Here is a 16605-nt window from a genome sequence, read left to right as displayed (position 1 = left end):
TGGAATGTTTTTTAATCATTTTCTGTAACTCCAACAATCACGTTTACACCACCTGTGGCGAAGTTGGATAGATCGTTAACGGTTGCTTGTCCTTCTGGAGAAGCCATGGTTTCTTGCATTTGCTCAACACTAGAAAAGTACATTTCTGCCATTCTATAATAATCGGCTTTTTGACCATCTGGTGTTCCAAGTAACTTGGTTACTTCAAGTTTATCGACACCTTCCATAGTTGAAGCTAGTGGTAAGTGTTTCTCTTTGTAGTATTTCTCGAAGGCCTCAGCATTTGTTGGATGACCATACAATACAGTTAATTTATACATATTTATTATAGTTTAATTATTTTTCTTTTAGTGCAACACAACAAGTTGTTAGGTTGTGCATTTCAAGGTTGCCACCTGTTGCTCTGGCTAATTCTCCATTAGAGAACATACCAGCCATTGGTATATTCCATACATTCTTCACGCCTTCCAACTCTAGATTCATTAGTGGTCCAAGAGATAAAATTCTTCCTGCACAACTAAAAACGACTAAAGCATCTGCTTCAGGCATTTCAGTATCTTTTAAGTGTTGAACACCTTTAATTACTTTGTCCATCACATCAAAATCTGGTGGTAGTGAAAAGCGAACTTTAGAACCTTGTGGTACAGACCCACTACAATAAAAGGAACGATCACTCCAGTCAACAACCAAACCAGGTCGCATTACAGGGTCGCCTTTTTCTCTTTGTAATTGCAAGGGAAAATTGGCAGCGATCTCAAGTAATAAATTTTCGTTTTCGGGAGTTACATTTTCTAAACCACCATATTTTGTGGTAATATCTAATACAGGAATATTATCTACAGTATAAACATGATTACCTTCGCTTTTAGTAACGGTTTTTTCAGTGCCTACAGCTTTCCAGCCACAGGTGGCAACTCCTTTAATCTTTATGTTGTTTTCATCTAAAGCTAAGACTACAGTTCCAATATTGCTTTCTTTTCCATTTGTAAAAACAAATTGATCTGAAAATGTATAATCGTCTCCTGCCATTCCTCCAAAAACATTAACATGCTTTCCAATAATATCTTCAAAACCATACAGTAATTGTTCGGCATCAGTTTCTAGATGACTTGCAGCAATTAAGAATGCAGGTTTTTTAAATTCTTTTTTTGCTTTTGAAGCTATGTTTTTTGCAGTTTCACGATAGTTTTTATTGGGATATTCTTCGAGGTAAATTTTAAAATGTTCTCTTTTAATATCCATTAACAAAATTGCTGTCGATTCTTTTTCATTTTCTTCGTCGATAAACTCACCATTGCTTGTAGATCCATAGATAGCAATATTTTCTTTATCTAGAAGTTGACAAATTGATTTTCTATCTTGACTTATAGATAAAAAGACGATGGCCAAAGTGGGTTTAAAACCATCTGCCATACTTTGAGTTAAAGCTGTTTTTATTTCTGAAGTAGAATGTCCTTTTATGGATTTTGCTTTCATGGAATATTTAGTGAATTTTTTCTAGATTCTTTAAAGTTAGTTAAAATTTATATGTTTTATGTATTCATTATAGTTGTTGATGCTTAAGGCAATTAAAATACCAATAACCACGAGGATGGTTTCTCCAATAGCATACAGCATGTATTTGCTAACTTTGTTCTCTTTTATCATGTTCTGCCTTATTTTTCTGAAGAATTTAATCATTTTAAACCTTTATTAATTAATATTCTTATTTCAGATATTTTATCTAATGCTAATTCAATATTTTGCACAGAACCTGATCGATTATCCTTATAAATTTTGAAAAAAGTAATGGTTGATGGATTTTCAAAAAATACTTTAGAATCTATAGGTATACAATACTCACGCCATTTAAAATCTGAAAAATCTTGTTTTATTATTGGAATCCAATCTGTTTTAAAGGAGTCACTTACATCGTTAAGTGATTGATGTATATTATATAAAGTTTCATCGTAATAAGATATTAATGCTAATTGGAGTTCATTGTCAGAAATTGTTTCTATCCCTTTTGATTTTAATACCTCAAAGGCGCTTGATTGTGATTTAAATCTTTCAAATGAAATAATATTTCCCATCCAATAGTTTAAACTATCACCATAATTCCCTGAAGCAACTTGCTCTATTAATCGGTTTGTTAATAAAGTAGCTTTCTTTGCTTTAATTAATTCAAGGGATAAAGCAAGTGAATCATTTTTTAAATTTTGATTAATTAAAAGCAGGATTTCTTGTTCATATTTTTGATTCTTTCGTGTATCATTCCAATTATTTATTTGAAGCGCAATTAAAATACCAATAACCACGAGTATGATTTCTCCAATAGCATACAGCATGTATTTGCTAACTTTGTTCTCTTTTATCATGTTCTGCCTTATTTTTCTGAAGAATTTAATCATTTATCCTTTTTTTAGTTCCTTATCAATTAGTTGTATAAGTTCTTCAGACATGTTTTTCATGGTTGCTAATTGACCGTTCATAACTGTAAATTCATAAACTGCCATTACGAAGCCATTTTTATGTTTGGTGTCTTTTAAAAGTGTTTCAAAATTTTCTCTAGGTATTTCAGTATTTTCTCCAGCTTGGCCATTACTAACATCGTACATGAATTTTTTTGTTAGTGGATTTAAGTCTAAAACATTAAACGAAGGCTCATAAAGTAGTACCTCTGTGTCAAAACGATAATGCTCTTCTTCGCCTTTTAATTCTTTATAAAGCGCATCTATATTTAGTAAACCGTTCTTTATAGAATCATTTGATATTGTTGCTAGATTTCCTGAGTTGGTTAATTCTAAAAAGGTGTTGTTTATTTGATAGAATTTATGCCAGATATATACGTTTAAAATATTTTTATTGAAATCATTAAGATTAGAGAGAGGTTTCCCCTCATAATACTCCAAAACAATGTTTGCCGATTTAATTTTAGTTTCTCTGGTTTCAATAAAACTATTGATGTTATCTATGTTTAGGAGTAAATCGGTTTTGATGTTTTTAAGATAATGCAATTCTTTTACTCTTGCTTTATTCGCTTCGTTAGTATTGTTTATTTGTAAAGCAATGAGAATACCAATAACCACTAGGATGATTTCGCCAATGGCATAAAGAATATACTTACTTACTCTGTTCTCTTTAATCATGTTTTCACGTAATTTTCTAAAAAACTTTATCATATTGTAGGTGATTTTATTTGTCAGAATTTGTTTTAGGTTCTATAATTAAAAATTCAGCAATACTGTCGCCAATATTTAAAACTTCATGCCATTCTATTCCTTCATTATAAAATTCAGTTCCTGTAGGTACATCTATCTCACGAGTACCAGTTGTGTCTTTAATACGAAATTTGCTTCCCTTAATGGTATATCCAAAATGAGCAGCATGATAATGTCTTTCGTGTCCAACTCCTGGAGGAAAAGTACATTTTAACACTCTAATTTTTGGGTTGTCTTCAACCACTACACAAACAGATTGATTGTTCCATCCTGCTTGTAATGGATCTGGTATAGTAGTTTTGTTTTTACAGCCCATAAGGCATAAAAACAACAGAGTAGTTATTTTGAATTGCGAATTTAGGCTTATGTTTCGCTCTTGAGAGCACAAGTTTTTTAAGAATTTACTCATGTTATAAAAGTCTTTTCTAATAGAGAATATTGTCTAAAATGCGATCTAAATTACGTTCCATAAGCATATATTTTTTGTCTGCTAAGAAAATTTCATACATTTCTTTTCTAAATTCAGAGAGTTCCATATTAGAATAATCGTGTAATTGAACGTTGATGTCAATTTTTTCGAATCTTTCTTCTTCGGAATCATTACTAAATTCTTTGTGTATTTTTTCAAAAGTTTCAGGGTCAGTTTTAGATTTTATTAAATTAAGTTCTTCTTCTGTTTCATTAGAATCTGCATTTGCACAGAGCAGTAAAATATAAGTTTGTAGCTCTTTTTTTGTCCAAGAGGTGTCCTTTGAATTCATGATGTTAATTTTTAGATTTGATTTCTAATTTATTGATGTTTTAATAAGTTATTTCTTGAGTTTGATTCTTTTATTATAAGTTAATTGTCTCCAAATCCATTCTAGTGGTCCAAACCTAAAATGTTTAAGCCACCATATACTCATAATTATTTGAAAGGCAAAAATGGTTAATGTAATTCCCATAATAACAGTAATACCAAATTTTCCTGCCCAGCCAAAGCCAATTCCATAGAATATGGTTATTGCTATAAAGGTTTGAAATATATAATTTGATAGTGCTGTTTTTCCAACTGGAGCAAACCAATGTAAAAACTTAAATCCTTTTCTATAAAAAAGCGCCAATAAAGCTGCATAACCCATTGCTAAAGGTACTGTTCCAAAAGCATAAGAAAGAGTGTTTAGAAAATCCCAAATAAGTTCTTGACTAGAAAAGAATTCTATATATGTTCTAAAAACACTTATTGGTAGTCCAATACAAACTCCCCAAAGAGCCACTCTCTTTAAAAATTTGGTGTTATTTAGCAAATCTTCGTTAATGATTTTTCTTCCTGCCCAAAGACCAATTAGAAAAATACCAAGAACTTTAAAGATTCTACCTTCCCTTAAAATATTTCCTATTCTAATCAACGTGTTTCCAACGTTCATTTTAAAGAATTCTAAGATGTCTTGATTTAATAAATGTGCTTGCATACTGAACCTTTTTACACCTTGCCATTCCACCATTTGAAAACCCATAGATTCAGCATATTTTGTGTTTAAATGAAATAAATACATTGGGTAATTAAAATTTGCTATATGTATTATAAACCAGTTAGCTAGTGGAAATAAAATTAAAATTATTGACCATGTTATAAGTTTTTTATTGGGCATTTTAACAAAACAAATAAGTACAAAACCAAGTAAAGCATAGAGAGTTAAAATGTCTCCTAACCAAAAAAGGCATAAGTGAATTAATCCTATTATTAAAAGCCAGAACATTCTGCGTCTAAAAAAAGGAGCAAAGGGTTTGTTGAGATTATTCAATTTATTGAACTGTATGGCACAACCAATACCAAAAAGCAAAGAAAAAATGGAATAAAATTTACCGTCTATTAATGTAAATGATATAAAGTCTACATAAGGATCTATAACCAAGTTTGTAGAAGGTATATGTGCTTCTGGTGGGAAAAAGAAGAACCCAGAAAAATAAATAATATTAGCTGCAAAAATAAAAAAGATGGCAATGCCTCTTAATATGTCTAGAAAATCAATTCTTTCTTCCTTGGTTACTGGTTGTAGTGTTGTGTTAGTTGTTTTGTTGGTTGTCATTTGTCTTAATTTTAATGCTATTAATAATAAGACTTAGGGTTGTTTGGTTTTTTATTGAATGAAATAGACTTTTTTAATTTTATTATTCTCTATATGATAGATAGCTATGGCTTCTAAAATTTTATCACCAAATTGTACGTATTCTTGATCAATTACAATATTTCCTCTGATTAGTCTGCCTTTGAGTTCGCAATGTAAATTAGGAACCGTTTGAAACATTTGAGAGTAACCTAAACGCATATTTTCTTTCCCTTTTGAGGCTAATTGATCTGGATAATTATATATTTCTACATCGTCTGCATATGGTTCTAAAAAAGCGTCAATATTTCTTAAGTTATAGCCATTTAATTGACGCTGCACTAAAGCCTCTGGTGTTTCTTCAACTAAAGATTCAGGATTAAAAACAGTTCCTTTATTAATAACACGATGTATTTTTGTGAGATTTTCAATCTTGTCAACTGGATTTTCATCTAAAAGGATCAAATTTGCATTTTTTCCTATGCTAACAGAGCCAAATTCATTTTGCTTATCTAGAACTTTCGCACCATTAATGGTTGATGCTTGAAGAATTTGCCAATTGCTCATGCCACTTTTGTGCATGGTTTGTAGTTCTTTTAAGTAAGATGAAGCATGTAAGGTTCCAATATTTCCTGCATCTGTTCCAGTTGCAATTAACACACCAGCATCTGATAATATTTTTAAATTTACCATGCTAATAGAATCTGATTTTTTAAGACCAGACATGCTTCTTTCTGAATTAGCCATACTCTTGTATTGATTTACAAGCAAGGTGTCCTGAATGTGTTTTAAGTCTAATAAAGTACCTAATTGATATGGATTGGTTTGTGTTAATTCTAAATCGCTAAAACTATGTTTTTGTCCAAACGTATTCATGTAACCATCGTAAACAGTTAGTGTTGGACAAAGAATGACTTTGTTTTTCTTTAAAAGATTAACAAAATCTGGTTGAACAATCTCATCATCCACACTATGTACTAAAAAATCTGCGCCATTTTCAACAGCTAACTGTGCTGTAATTCTTTCGGATGCGTGAACAGCAACTTTTAAATTGTTTTTATGGGCTTCTTCAATAATGGCTTTAATTAAAGGAGAATTTTTCTTTGCACTTGTTTCTGCATCCAAACCATCTGCACCAGCGATGTACCAGATTTTAATGAAATCTGGCTTATGTGCTAATTGTGCTTGTACCATTTTTCTGCCATCTTCTTCGGTTTTAACCAAACTAAATGGTTCGTTCTTTTTTAATCCTATGTAAACTTGAGGTTCGTATGTGGTTAACAATGGGCCTGTCATGTAAACTGAAGGTGCAAAATTTTTGTTTTCGAAAGTTTTTCTTAGTTCAAGGAGGTTATAAGTGGCTCCAACGTCTATCACATTAGTAATACCACTTCTTAAGTATCTTCGAAGTTGGTCTTCCATATTTTCATGAGAAAATTCAATGACTTCTTCAAAAGATTTTTCCTTTCTTAAATCAATAACATCAGGACGCGAGTAAAGCCCTCCATTTTGAAAAAAATGCACATGAGCGTCTGTTAAACCTGGTGCTAAATATTTGTTAGTACCATCAATTACAGAGGTATCTGCTGCAACTTTAATCTTTTTACTTGATTGAATATTAGAAATTTTATCTCCAGTAATAACTACTGTTTGATTGGGAATTAACTTTTGATTCTCAACATCTATAATGGTTACATTCGTGATATAAGTTTGCGAAAAACCAAATGTAATAGAGAAAAATAAGGTTAAAGTACTAAGTATTTTATTCATAAAAAATAGATTAATTAAATGAGCCAGAATCCACATCTTTGATAAAAGAAATCAACCCTTTGAAATAATTTTTTTGATCATCGTATTGAGAGAAATGACTTCCGTTTGGACACAATAAGAAGCGACCGTTAGGAACTTGGTTAGACATCCATTCCATATATTTTGGATCCATAGTATCATAAGTAGCACCAATCATTAAGGTTGGCGTGTTTATGGTTTTTAACCTATCCGATACATCCCAGCCTTTTAAAGTGGCATTACCAGTAACTCCAAATTCACTATAGCCTTGCATATAAATATAGATGCTTGGATTTAAGTGGTTAAATCCTCGTGTTATTGATTCTGGCCAGGAATTTAATGGCATTCTTAATACGTGTTCTGTATAATAATTGGTTGTGACTAATTCTGCATATCTTGGATTTTCAAAATCGTTATTAGCTTCCATGTCTTTAATTTCTTTATAAACTTCAGGATCTAATTGCGGTCCTAAAACTTCAGCAGCATATTTTTCATATTCAGGGATACTAGCCATCATGTTCGAAATAATTAAACCTTTTAAATTGTCTTGATATTTTAAAGCATATTCCATGGCTAATATACCTCCCCAAGATTGACCTAGTAAATAGAAGTTGCTATGATCCATATTTAACGCTTTTCTAACTTGTTCTACTTCTTCAACAAAATGTTCAGTTGTCCAAAGTGTAGAGTCATTTGGTTTGTCGCTATAATAAGAATCTAGCTGATCGTAATATACATATTCAATTTCTTCGTTTGGGAAATAGCCATCAAAGCATTCAAATAATTCGTGTGTCCCACCAGGTCCGCCATGAAGAAGTAATACTTTTATTTTCGGGTTATTACCAACACGTTTTGTCCAAACATTGAAGGTGCCTTTTGGTGTTGTAATTGGAATCATGTTGATGCCTCCAGTAAATTGATCTTTACTGTTAGAATAATCTAAATACGTTGAATCGCAATTGGTTTCTGGGTTAGAATTTTGTTTTATTTGGCATCCAAAACAAAAAACTAAGAAACAAAAACAAATAATAATGTTTGATTTCATGATAAAAATTATTTTATATAGATTGTGTTATCTTCAATTATCTATTGAATTCTAAGTACGTGATATTTAAATTAATATAAAATTGAATTAGGACGAATGATTGAATTTATTGTCCGAATATGCTAAAATAATTATCTAAACAAGGGTCCTACTGGTAAAAATAAATGCTTTTTATTATTAAATGGAGTGTTTCAATTAAACTGAAAATTAAATAGAAAATAGCTACTCAACTTCTTCTATGTCTTCTATATCCTCAATTTCAACAATATCTTCAATATCTTCTTCAGGTTCTGAAAGTGTTTTATTAGCTTCAATTTTTTGGAGTTCTAATTGTAATTCAGCAGAATTCCAATAGCCATATTCAGTAACAATTTTATTGTCGATAAATTGATACGTTATATGAACTGGAATTACTATTTGTTTGTTATTTGCAGTTAAGTTTCCTTTCCATAAGCCCCAAAAATTAACCCATGTTTTACCATTGTTATCTTCAACCATTTCGTATTCTCTGTTTTCGTCTTCGAAAGCTCGGGTAGAAAAACTAGAATCATTATTTTTATGAAAATCTAGAAGGGCTATTGGCGATAAAACATTCGATCTTGAATTGTAAAATATTTTTGCTGTATCTGCATAATGAGTTAATAATTTATCCCATTCTTGGTAGTCGTAATCATTAATTGCAGCTTTAACAATTTCAATTTCTTCTGAATCTTGTGTGTATCTTGGCTCTTTGTTGCATGAGTTTAGGGTGAATATCAGGCAACATAATAAAACTAATTTTTTCATGAGTGATGATTTTAAGTTAATAATTTGACATAAATAATTAGAAAGTAATAGATGAATATAACATTGAATAGTATTAATACCTCATCATTAGTTATAGCAGAAGTAGGGCTTGTTGCTACTAAACAAAATTACTTGAATACCAACTGGTTTAATAAGTTAGCATACAAGTAAAAATACAAAATTTAAGTGAATGTATTCTTACAAGGATCGATTTTATTACTTAAATACTAAAGTAATTTATAGAATTTTCTTGATTTCCTTCAAATAATTTTGCTTTAGCGTGCATTTAATCCAAAATCTCTTTCTACAGAATTATACCAGTCTTCATCATTTACTGAATTCCAATCTACCCATTCTTCATCACTCATAGAAGCTCTCCATGCAATAAAAGGTTCTGCATCTGGTCCAACGGGATGCCTTAATTTCCAAGAGTTGCTTTCTGAGATTTCTAAAATTTTATTTGCCACGAGAGAAGGTGGTGTTGGCGTTTTTAATGCTGCAGCAAAAAGACCAGCTTGACGTTTAGAATGTGGATAGATAGACTCTCCATCTACTGAAATATCAGTTGCCATTTCGGTATTAATAATGCCTGGTTCTACAATAGCTACTCGAATGTTAAAGGGCTTTACTTCTTGCGCTAAAGCTTCGCTAACAGCTTCTAGAGCATATTTGCTTGCTGCATAGGCACCTAAGGGACTGTTGGAAATATGTCCAGCAACAGATGCAACATTAATAATGCAACCTGTTTTTTTCTTTCGCATTTGTGGTAGTAATGCTTTTGTGCATCTTAATACACCTAAGTAATTAGTATTCATAACAGATTCGAAATCGTTCATAGACATTTCTTCAATAGAACCATGACGTTCAATTCCTGCATTATTTACCAAAACATCTATGTGTTCATGATTGTCGAATATAGAATCTATACAATTATAAACAGATGCATCTGAATCGACATCCATTTTATGTATGCTGATATCCAAAGATTCGGAGGCTATTTTTTGTTTAAATGCTGAAGCTTTTTCTGGATTTCTCATGGTTGCAAAAACTTTATATCCAGCTCGTCCAAAAAATAGTGCTGTTTCAAGTCCAATACCTTTGCTAGTGCCTGTAATTAATACGGTTTTCATTATTAGATGTTTTTAATTAATAATTGTTAATATGAAGTTATTTTTTTCTAATTCTTTTTAATACTTATAATCGGTTACCAAATGAATTTGGAAACAACGAAAATGAAAAAGTTGTAACTAGTAATTGAGCATCGATTTAGTTTATTTTTGTCATAAATGCGCTACATCGTAAGTGTAAGTCCACCATCAACAGTAAGCGTCGAACCACTTATATAACTCGAATCTTCTGAACATAGAAATAGGATAGCTTTTGCCATTTCCTCTGGTTTTCCAGCACGTTGAAGATGAACAGTTGGAATTATGCCCTTGTCGTACATGTCATCACCAACAATATCTCTTAAACGGTCGTGCATTGGTGTAACAGTAATACCAGGACACAAGAGATTGACTCTAATGCCCAGTGGTCCCAATTCGGCAGAAGCACTAGAAGTTAATCCAATAAGACCATGCTTTGATGTAACATATGCAGACCCTGTTGGAAAACCAAGAAATGAATTGACCGAACCAATATTCACAATAGAACCACCTTTGCCTGCTTTAATCATTGCTTTGGCTTGATATTTCATACATAGAAATGTTCCTTTGAGGTTGATGTTCATTACTTTGTCCCAGTCTTCTTCTGGTAAATCTATGACGCTTCCAAATACGCCTTCAATTCCAGCACTATTGACACAATAATCCAAACGGCCAAAGGTTTTAATGGTATGTGCCACCATTTCTTCCACGCTTTTTGAGTTAGAAACATCTGTTTGTATGGCAGAGGCTTTTCCTCCATTAGCCACAATTGAAGCAACCAAACTATCCAACTCTTCTTTTCGACGTGCAGCGACTACAACATTTGCACCTTTGGCTGCAAAGGCTTCAGCTGTAGATTTTCCGATACCGCTACTTGCTCCAGTTATTAATGCGACTTTGTCTTTCATTTTGTTTGTGATTTATATTATTACAGTTAATTGAATCTAGCTTCTGAACGAAATAATATTTTCGATATTAGTCATCTTGCTTGTGTAATATTGTCCTTTTATTAAGCCAAAAACAACATTTTTATATACACGATATTGTAAGCAGTTTTTTTATTTTTTTCATGTTTGTTTTTTGGTTTTACTGTTTCATTTCAACTCGAATAAGTCGTATGGTTTCTGTTTCACTTAAATTTACAACACTATGTGGAGCTTCGGGATTTTTGTACATAGTTAGTGGTAGAGTTAAAGGTTCAGGTAAGTTCCTAGAATCGAAAATAACGTTCCCATCACCATCATAATCAATAAAGTCTCCAGCTTCTTGAATATATAGGACACTTGGCCACTGATGATGATGCAATGCTTCTACTTCTCCAGGAGCAAGTGATACTTCCAAAACTCTTACGCTGTCATTTTCTAATAAAATTTTATGGTTTTTTGGAGCAGCTACTACAGCATCAAGTTCTTTAGGCCAATCTGCTGGATTTCCTGTTTTATAATTTATTGTTTGTTGGTTGCTATTTTCTTGACCTATGCAATTTAGGTTTATAGAAATCATGACTATAAGAGCCATTAATAATTGACTTGTTTTCATAATTGTTAATTTGGTTTTAATAGATTTTTTTATTCCGTTTTATGTACTTCTAATTCTATTTCTATAAGAAATTCTGGTATGGCCAATTCTTTAACGCCAAGCCAAGTACCAGTAGGGAATTGGTTTTTGTAAATTTCTGCTCTATAACCAGCAACTTCTAAAAATTTTGGCATGTTTGTAGTGAATACGTCTTCCTTTACCACATCATCAAATGTACAGCCATAATGCTTTAGGATTTTATCTAAATCGGCATAACAGTTTTTCATTTGTTGTTCTAAATTTCCCACAGCAGTTGGGTTGCCTTCATCATCCATACTAACAGCTCCAGATATTTTAATGTCGTTGCCAATTTTTACTGCATGCGAATAGCCATAAGCTTTTTCAACTTCTGGGCGTAATTGAAAATAGTCTGGTGTTTCATCTACTTCAACTACAATTGGTTGAGGTTCTGGTTGAGGAGTTTCAGTTTTAGTTTCTTCCTTACAACTTACTAATGTAGCAGTAATAATAAGTGTTAAAACTGCTAGGTTTAAAAAGGTTGCTTTTTTCATTATTATTTTTATTTTAATTAGAATAATTATTTAAAGTTGATTTTACGGATCGGAAAGGCAATCCTAGTTCGCGTTCTGCCATTTTGTTTTGATATATTATTTTTGGTGCATTTTTTGGTTCTTTATGATTAAGCATTAACGATACATCAGAAACTGGATAGGTTTCACTACTTAATAAATAATTCTTTCCATGGTTTCCAGGTATTGTTGCTGCTTTAAAAACACCTGTTGCAACATCTTCCACATCTACTATAGCTAAAGGAATATCTGTGTCGTAAAACATTTGAATGAATGGGTTTGGAGCTATTTTATTTTTGAAAAGAAATTGAATGCCTGTTGAAGTAGAATCTTCACGATTTGATAAAGATTTTCCCATGACCATAACAGGAGAAACACTTGTAATTTCTACATCTATTTCTGGATTGTTTTTAATAAAGTTTTCGACCGTTTGATTTGCAATAAACTTAGCTTGAGCGTAAGGATGACTATCTTTACTTGTGTAGGGTTTATCCTTTTCACTATAGGTGTCATTTCTTGTTTTTCCTTCTACTGGTAATGGAAAATTTGTATTCCAGGCAGCTACAGATGCTATTAATACCACTTTTTTTACTGAGGGTGTTTTAGAAATTATTTCTAAAAAGTTTTCAGTACCAATTATGGTTGGGTCAAATAATTCTTTTTGTGGATCTGTAACATCTAATTGGAAAGGTGTTCCTCCATGAATCACTATATCACAATCCTTAATAAAATCTTTTAGGGCTGCTTTATCTGTAACATCTAATTCGCTAATATGCAAATGATCTGAATTTTCTAGGTTCATTAAATGTTGATATTTTTCTTCTTTAGAAATATCTGTTGAAGACACCTTTACTTCGAAATCATGGTCTAAGAATTGCTTAGTTATATAGCTTCCAATAAAGCCTGAGCCTCCAATAATACCTGCCTTTTTCATGATGTTTTATGTTAATTAATGATTTAAAACAAGTAGAATAGCTAAGTGTTTAGTGTCCTTTTCAAAAAACTAAACTATTTTCCCTATAAAAATTTAAGCTATTTGCTTTTAAACATATCTACTTGTTTTTTTAATATTTATTAATTCAAAAATTTAACAACAATACCATTTTGAATTAGCCATGTATGTTGAAAATATTGATGATTTACGATACCTTGTTCAATTTTTTTTCCTGAAATAATTCCAGTTACTAATATGTTGTCTTTCTCAACTTCATTTATAGTAACTTCGTTAAAAATTATATATTCCCATTCACTCTTAAAATCTTTTATAACATCGCTAATTATAGTGTTATTTAAAATTGAAACTTCTTGATTTGTTTTAATCAATTTGTAATTAGTTGTAGGGTTTATAAAGTTTTTTGTACTTGAAATTTCGTTAGGAATTAAATTATTATAAACTTCTTCAATTGTGATAATGTTATCATCTTGATTTTGAGATATTAACGTTTCAGGAATTAGTAAAAAGCAAATTATTAATGTAAAAGATGTTATTAAGAGCTTCATTTAATTATGGTTTTAAATGTGTTAACTAAGAAAGCTATAATTATTACTTATTAAAAGCGTATTAGGACGAAATAGAGTTATTAATGTCCGAAAACACTTTTATTTTTATCGAAGGGAGTTGCTACTTTTGTCTTTCTTGCAATTAATTGCAAGTTTTTATTGTTACTAAATTGTATGTAAGCGTTTTAGGAGCTCAGATTTTAGTTGCTTGCTAATAGGAATGGCTTTTCTTGAAACAACCACATGACTAGTTGCTATTTCATCTATTTGAGAAATATTAACTATAAACGACCTATGAATTCTTAAAAAATGAACTTGAGGTAATTTTTCATCAATATCTTTTAGAGTAGTCACTATCAAGTACTCTTTGCCTTTAGCATAAATACGACAATAGTTTCGTTCAGCTTCAATATATAAGATGTCTTTAATATTGATTTTTACCATTTTTTCGTGATGACGAACAAAAATACAATCGTCTAAAATTAAAGGTTCGTCATTATCAATAGATGGTTCTTTTTTATCTTTATTTTCTAATTTTAAATGATTTGCAGTAAGTTCTATTGCACGTTGTAAGTCTAATTTTTTAAAAGGCTTAGAAATAAATGCATAGGGATTTGTTGTTTTAGCTCTGTTGAAATTTGTGTCATCTGCATTAGCAGTAAGGTAAATAATTGGAATATTATAATCTTTCTGCATGATTAAAGCAGTTTCTATGCCATCTATTTTTCCTTTTAAATTAATATCAAGGAGAACAATGTTTGGTTGTTGTTCTTTAATATGAAGCAATGCTTCCTCACCACGAGGAATAATACCAGTTACTTCGTAACCAAGCATGGTAAGTTGTAATGATATATTTGCTGCAATAATCATTTCATCTTCAACTATTAATATTTTTAATGGATTTTTCATTTAGGCAGCATTATGTAGTTTAAAATGAAACAATACAGATGTGCCATTTGTGTTTTCTTCTTGCATTTCACCATTTAACTGTTGGGTTAAAAGTTTAATTAGTTGAGATCCAAAACCAGTTCCTTTAGGAGTTATTCCATGTACCTTTCCAATGCCATTATCAACTACTTTAAGTGTTAAAATATCTGGTTTATCTTGCAATAAGCTAATTTTAATATTACCTTTTTTGTTGTCTGGAAAAGCGTACTTTAAAGCATTTGTTAAAAGCTCGTTTACTATTAAACCTATTGGTACTGCTGTGTCAACATCTAGTTCTAAATTATCCATTGCACACTCAATTTTCACTTTATCTTCCGTGTTGAAAGTATCTAAAATACCTTCGCTTAAATTTAGGAAATAGTCTTTCATTTCAATACTTCCTAAGTTAGTACCTTGATAGAGTTTTTGATGGATAATTCCCATTGATTGTACTCTGTTTTGACTAGCAATCATAGCGTCTTTGGTGGCTGAATCCTCTAATTGTGCAGATTGTAGAGCAATTAAACTTTTTACTAACTCTAAATTATTTTTTACGCGATGATGTATTTCTTTTAGGAGTAATTCGTTTTGTTTATTTTTTTTCTCTAATTCAATATTTAAAGCTAATAGTTTTTCACGTTTTTTTCTAATATTTTTTATACTAGAAAACATGCCTATTAAACTAAGAGTTAATAACCCAGCAATAGTAATGTATAATATTTGTGTTTTTTGTTGTTGAGATATTTTGGCTTCTTGGGTTTTAATAGTTTCTTCTTTTTTAACTGTTTCGTATTTGGTTAATAAATTAGACATGACTTTATCACTTTCTATAGCAGCTGTACTATCTCTCATAACTCTTGCCTTTTTCTGATATTCAAGTGCTTTTGCATAGTTGCCCAATTTTTCATAAATAGTACTAACATGACCATAATTTTCTGTTAGATTAGAGACATCTCCATTGGTTTCTTGAAGTTCTACTGTTTGAAGTTGGTAATTTAGCGCTTCTTCATAATTTCCTAAAAGCATTGTTACTTCACCTAAATTTGCAGTTATTACGTAAATAGCGTTTTCATAATTCACCTCTTTTGCTTTTGTTAAAGTGGTTTCATATTCTTTTTTTGCTTCTTGATATTTTCCCATACGTTTAAGGGAATTTGCTCTATTGTTGGAAAAATTAAGCAAATCATAAACAGAAAAATTTAATGTTTTTGCTAAATTAATTGCTTCATTAAAATAATTATAAGATTCTTGAAAGTTGCCTAAAGCCAGATAAGAGTCTCCAGCAGAAGTGTAAGCGTAAACCAATTCTGTATCTAAATGGTTTTGCTTACATAATTTAATTGTTTTTAAAGCATATTCCAAAGCTTCATTGTGTCTACCTTGATTGTTTAAATCTTCAGAAATACGACTGTAAGCACCTGCAATTCCTGTTATATCGTCAATTGCTTCCATAAGTTTTAAAGCTTCAAGGTCGACTTTTAGGGCTTGTTCAATATCTCCTTTTCGTTTATTAATCCAACCAATTTTAAACAAAGTAGTTGCTTGTCCTTTTTTGTTATCTATAGATTTGTAACCAACTAAGGCTTTGTTGAAGTAAAAAGAGGCAGAATCTAACTCTAATAAGTTGGCATGGATTCGACCATGCATTTCATAAAATGTTGGTTGCCATTCAGCATCTTTAGTGTTTTCTGAAAGTGTTATTCCCTGTCTTGAATATACAATCGCTTTTTCAAAATCTGTTTGAGATTGCAGCGTTACTAATTCACTAAGTAATTTTAGTTTGATACGATAGTCTTTTTCATTTTGTAGCAGATTAGCAAGGCTATCTATTTTTTGATTTTGACTAAAAGTAAATTGAAAACAAAGTAAAAGGATAATTAATAGAAATTTTTTAGAGCAATTTCTATTTGATTTAATTGCAAAAAAATGCACTGGATTTTTTGTACAACAGAGTACTGTTATACGCGATAGCACAAATGGCTTTAGTTTGTTAGTTTTCATAAGTCTTTTGAACGCTAT

The 16605-nt window shown here is 31.0% G+C and carries 18 protein-coding genes and 1 pseudogene; all 19 read right to left on the bottom strand.

Going from position 1 to position 16605, the window contains the following annotated elements; translation table 11 throughout:
* Nucleotides 1-11 precede the first annotated feature (11 nt).
* Entirely contained in the window at nucleotides 12-320 is a 309-nt protein-coding gene (locus LX78_RS12670; protein WP_109683047.1) for an EthD family reductase, read from the bottom strand.
* Nucleotides 321-336: 16 nt separating this feature from the next.
* Nucleotides 337-1476, bottom strand: a complete 1140-nt coding sequence (locus LX78_RS12665) for an FIST signal transduction protein (RefSeq protein WP_109683045.1) — start codon at nucleotides 1474-1476, stop codon at nucleotides 337-339.
* A 63-nt stretch (nucleotides 1477-1539) separates the two neighbouring features.
* Nucleotides 1540-1680: pseudogene (locus LX78_RS15005) on the bottom strand (DUF6090 family protein); the annotation flags it as partial.
* Nucleotides 1677-2390 (bottom strand): DUF6090 family protein, encoded by a 714-nt coding sequence (locus LX78_RS12660; protein WP_109683043.1) that lies wholly within the window; start codon nucleotides 2388-2390, stop codon nucleotides 1677-1679. The gene LX78_RS12660 and the pseudogene LX78_RS15005, both read right to left, overlap by 4 nt.
* The gene (locus LX78_RS12655) at nucleotides 2391-3161 is read right to left on the bottom strand and encodes a DUF6090 family protein (protein ID WP_146192583.1); all 771 of its coding nucleotides are present in this window, start codon (nucleotides 3159-3161) and stop codon (nucleotides 2391-2393) included. It abuts the gene before it with no gap.
* 13 nt (nucleotides 3162-3174) lie between these two features.
* Nucleotides 3175-3609, bottom strand: a complete 435-nt coding sequence (locus LX78_RS12650) for a cupin domain-containing protein (protein WP_146192582.1) — start codon at nucleotides 3607-3609, stop codon at nucleotides 3175-3177.
* Between the two features lie 16 nt (nucleotides 3610-3625).
* Nucleotides 3626-3961 carry a hypothetical protein gene (locus LX78_RS12645; protein WP_109683038.1) on the bottom strand — a complete coding sequence of 112 codons (336 nt, stop codon included), beginning with the start codon at nucleotides 3959-3961 and terminating at the stop codon, nucleotides 3626-3628.
* 48 nt (nucleotides 3962-4009) lie between these two features.
* Nucleotides 4010-5269, bottom strand: coding sequence for a DUF418 domain-containing protein (locus LX78_RS12640; RefSeq protein WP_109683036.1), 1260 nt, complete (start codon nucleotides 5267-5269; stop codon nucleotides 4010-4012).
* A 51-nt stretch (nucleotides 5270-5320) separates the two neighbouring features.
* Nucleotides 5321-7057, bottom strand: coding sequence for an amidohydrolase family protein (locus tag LX78_RS12635; RefSeq protein WP_109683136.1), 1737 nt, complete (start codon nucleotides 7055-7057; stop codon nucleotides 5321-5323).
* A gap of 10 nt (nucleotides 7058-7067) precedes the next feature.
* Complete coding sequence (locus LX78_RS12630) at nucleotides 7068-8120, bottom strand: proline iminopeptidase-family hydrolase (protein WP_109683034.1); 1053 nt, start codon at nucleotides 8118-8120, stop codon at nucleotides 7068-7070.
* Between the two features lie 222 nt (nucleotides 8121-8342).
* Nucleotides 8343-8906, bottom strand: a complete 564-nt coding sequence (locus tag LX78_RS12625) for a hypothetical protein (protein ID WP_109683032.1) — start codon at nucleotides 8904-8906, stop codon at nucleotides 8343-8345.
* A gap of 275 nt (nucleotides 8907-9181) precedes the next feature.
* Nucleotides 9182-10036 carry an SDR family oxidoreductase gene (locus LX78_RS12620; protein WP_109683030.1) on the bottom strand — a complete coding sequence of 285 codons (855 nt, stop codon included), beginning with the start codon at nucleotides 10034-10036 and terminating at the stop codon, nucleotides 9182-9184.
* Nucleotides 10037-10197: 161 nt separating this feature from the next.
* A complete protein-coding gene (locus LX78_RS12615; protein ID WP_109683028.1) occupies nucleotides 10198-10959 on the bottom strand; it encodes an SDR family NAD(P)-dependent oxidoreductase in 762 nt (253 codons plus the stop codon).
* 178 nt (nucleotides 10960-11137) lie between these two features.
* Nucleotides 11138-11590, bottom strand: coding sequence for a cupin domain-containing protein (locus LX78_RS12610; protein WP_109683026.1), 453 nt, complete (start codon nucleotides 11588-11590; stop codon nucleotides 11138-11140).
* Nucleotides 11591-11619: 29 nt separating this feature from the next.
* The gene (locus LX78_RS12605) at nucleotides 11620-12141 is read right to left on the bottom strand and encodes a RidA family protein (RefSeq protein ID WP_109683024.1); all 522 of its coding nucleotides are present in this window, start codon (nucleotides 12139-12141) and stop codon (nucleotides 11620-11622) included.
* Between the two features lie 13 nt (nucleotides 12142-12154).
* Nucleotides 12155-13093 (bottom strand): NAD-dependent epimerase/dehydratase family protein, encoded by a 939-nt coding sequence (locus LX78_RS12600; protein WP_109683022.1) that lies wholly within the window; start codon nucleotides 13091-13093, stop codon nucleotides 12155-12157.
* Between the two features lie 140 nt (nucleotides 13094-13233).
* The gene (locus LX78_RS12595) at nucleotides 13234-13659 is read right to left on the bottom strand and encodes a hypothetical protein (protein WP_109683020.1); all 426 of its coding nucleotides are present in this window, start codon (nucleotides 13657-13659) and stop codon (nucleotides 13234-13236) included.
* 165 nt (nucleotides 13660-13824) lie between these two features.
* Nucleotides 13825-14568 carry a LytR/AlgR family response regulator transcription factor gene (locus LX78_RS12590; RefSeq protein WP_109683018.1) on the bottom strand — a complete coding sequence of 248 codons (744 nt, stop codon included), beginning with the start codon at nucleotides 14566-14568 and terminating at the stop codon, nucleotides 13825-13827.
* Nucleotides 14569-16587, bottom strand: a complete 2019-nt coding sequence (locus tag LX78_RS12585) for a tetratricopeptide repeat protein (protein ID WP_109683016.1) — start codon at nucleotides 16585-16587, stop codon at nucleotides 14569-14571.
* Nucleotides 16588-16605: the final 18 nt, after the last annotated feature.

The organism is Xanthomarina spongicola (assembly GCF_003148645.1).
GTDB classification, from domain to species: Bacteria; Bacteroidota; Bacteroidia; order Flavobacteriales; family Flavobacteriaceae; genus Xanthomarina; species Xanthomarina spongicola.
This window is presented reverse-complemented; position numbering and strand designations above follow the sequence as displayed.

Excerpts from the sequence above, each read along its gene's own strand:
- LX78_RS12670 (WP_109683047.1), bottom strand. The coding sequence starts at position 320 with ATGTATAAATTAACTGTATTGTATGGTCATCCAACAAATGCTGAGGCC.
- LX78_RS12665 (WP_109683045.1), bottom strand. The coding sequence starts at position 1,476 with ATGAAAGCAAAATCCATAAAAGGACATTCTACTTCAGAAATAAAAACA.
- LX78_RS12660 (WP_109683043.1), bottom strand. The coding sequence starts at position 2,390 with ATGATTAAATTCTTCAGAAAAATAAGGCAGAACATGATAAAAGAGAAC.
- LX78_RS12655 (WP_146192583.1), bottom strand. The coding sequence starts at position 3,161 with ATGATAAAGTTTTTTAGAAAATTACGTGAAAACATGATTAAAGAGAAC.
- LX78_RS12650 (WP_146192582.1), bottom strand. The coding sequence starts at position 3,609 with ATGAGTAAATTCTTAAAAAACTTGTGCTCTCAAGAGCGAAACATAAGC.
- LX78_RS12645 (WP_109683038.1), bottom strand. The coding sequence starts at position 3,961 with ATGAATTCAAAGGACACCTCTTGGACAAAAAAAGAGCTACAAACTTAT.
- LX78_RS12640 (WP_109683036.1), bottom strand. The coding sequence starts at position 5,269 with ATGACAACCAACAAAACAACTAACACAACACTACAACCAGTAACCAAG.
- LX78_RS12635 (WP_109683136.1), bottom strand. The coding sequence starts at position 7,057 with ATGAATAAAATACTTAGTACTTTAACCTTATTTTTCTCTATTACATTT.
- LX78_RS12630 (WP_109683034.1), bottom strand. The coding sequence starts at position 8,120 with ATGAAATCAAACATTATTATTTGTTTTTGTTTCTTAGTTTTTTGTTTT.
- LX78_RS12625 (WP_109683032.1), bottom strand. The coding sequence starts at position 8,906 with ATGAAAAAATTAGTTTTATTATGTTGCCTGATATTCACCCTAAACTCA.
- LX78_RS12620 (WP_109683030.1), bottom strand. The coding sequence starts at position 10,036 with ATGAAAACCGTATTAATTACAGGCACTAGCAAAGGTATTGGACTTGAA.
- LX78_RS12615 (WP_109683028.1), bottom strand. The coding sequence starts at position 10,959 with ATGAAAGACAAAGTCGCATTAATAACTGGAGCAAGTAGCGGTATCGGA.
- LX78_RS12610 (WP_109683026.1), bottom strand. The coding sequence starts at position 11,590 with ATGAAAACAAGTCAATTATTAATGGCTCTTATAGTCATGATTTCTATA.
- LX78_RS12605 (WP_109683024.1), bottom strand. The coding sequence starts at position 12,141 with ATGAAAAAAGCAACCTTTTTAAACCTAGCAGTTTTAACACTTATTATT.
- LX78_RS12600 (WP_109683022.1), bottom strand. The coding sequence starts at position 13,093 with ATGAAAAAGGCAGGTATTATTGGAGGCTCAGGCTTTATTGGAAGCTAT.
- LX78_RS12595 (WP_109683020.1), bottom strand. The coding sequence starts at position 13,659 with ATGAAGCTCTTAATAACATCTTTTACATTAATAATTTGCTTTTTACTA.
- LX78_RS12590 (WP_109683018.1), bottom strand. The coding sequence starts at position 14,568 with ATGAAAAATCCATTAAAAATATTAATAGTTGAAGATGAAATGATTATT.
- LX78_RS12585 (WP_109683016.1), bottom strand. The coding sequence starts at position 16,587 with ATGAAAACTAACAAACTAAAGCCATTTGTGCTATCGCGTATAACAGTA.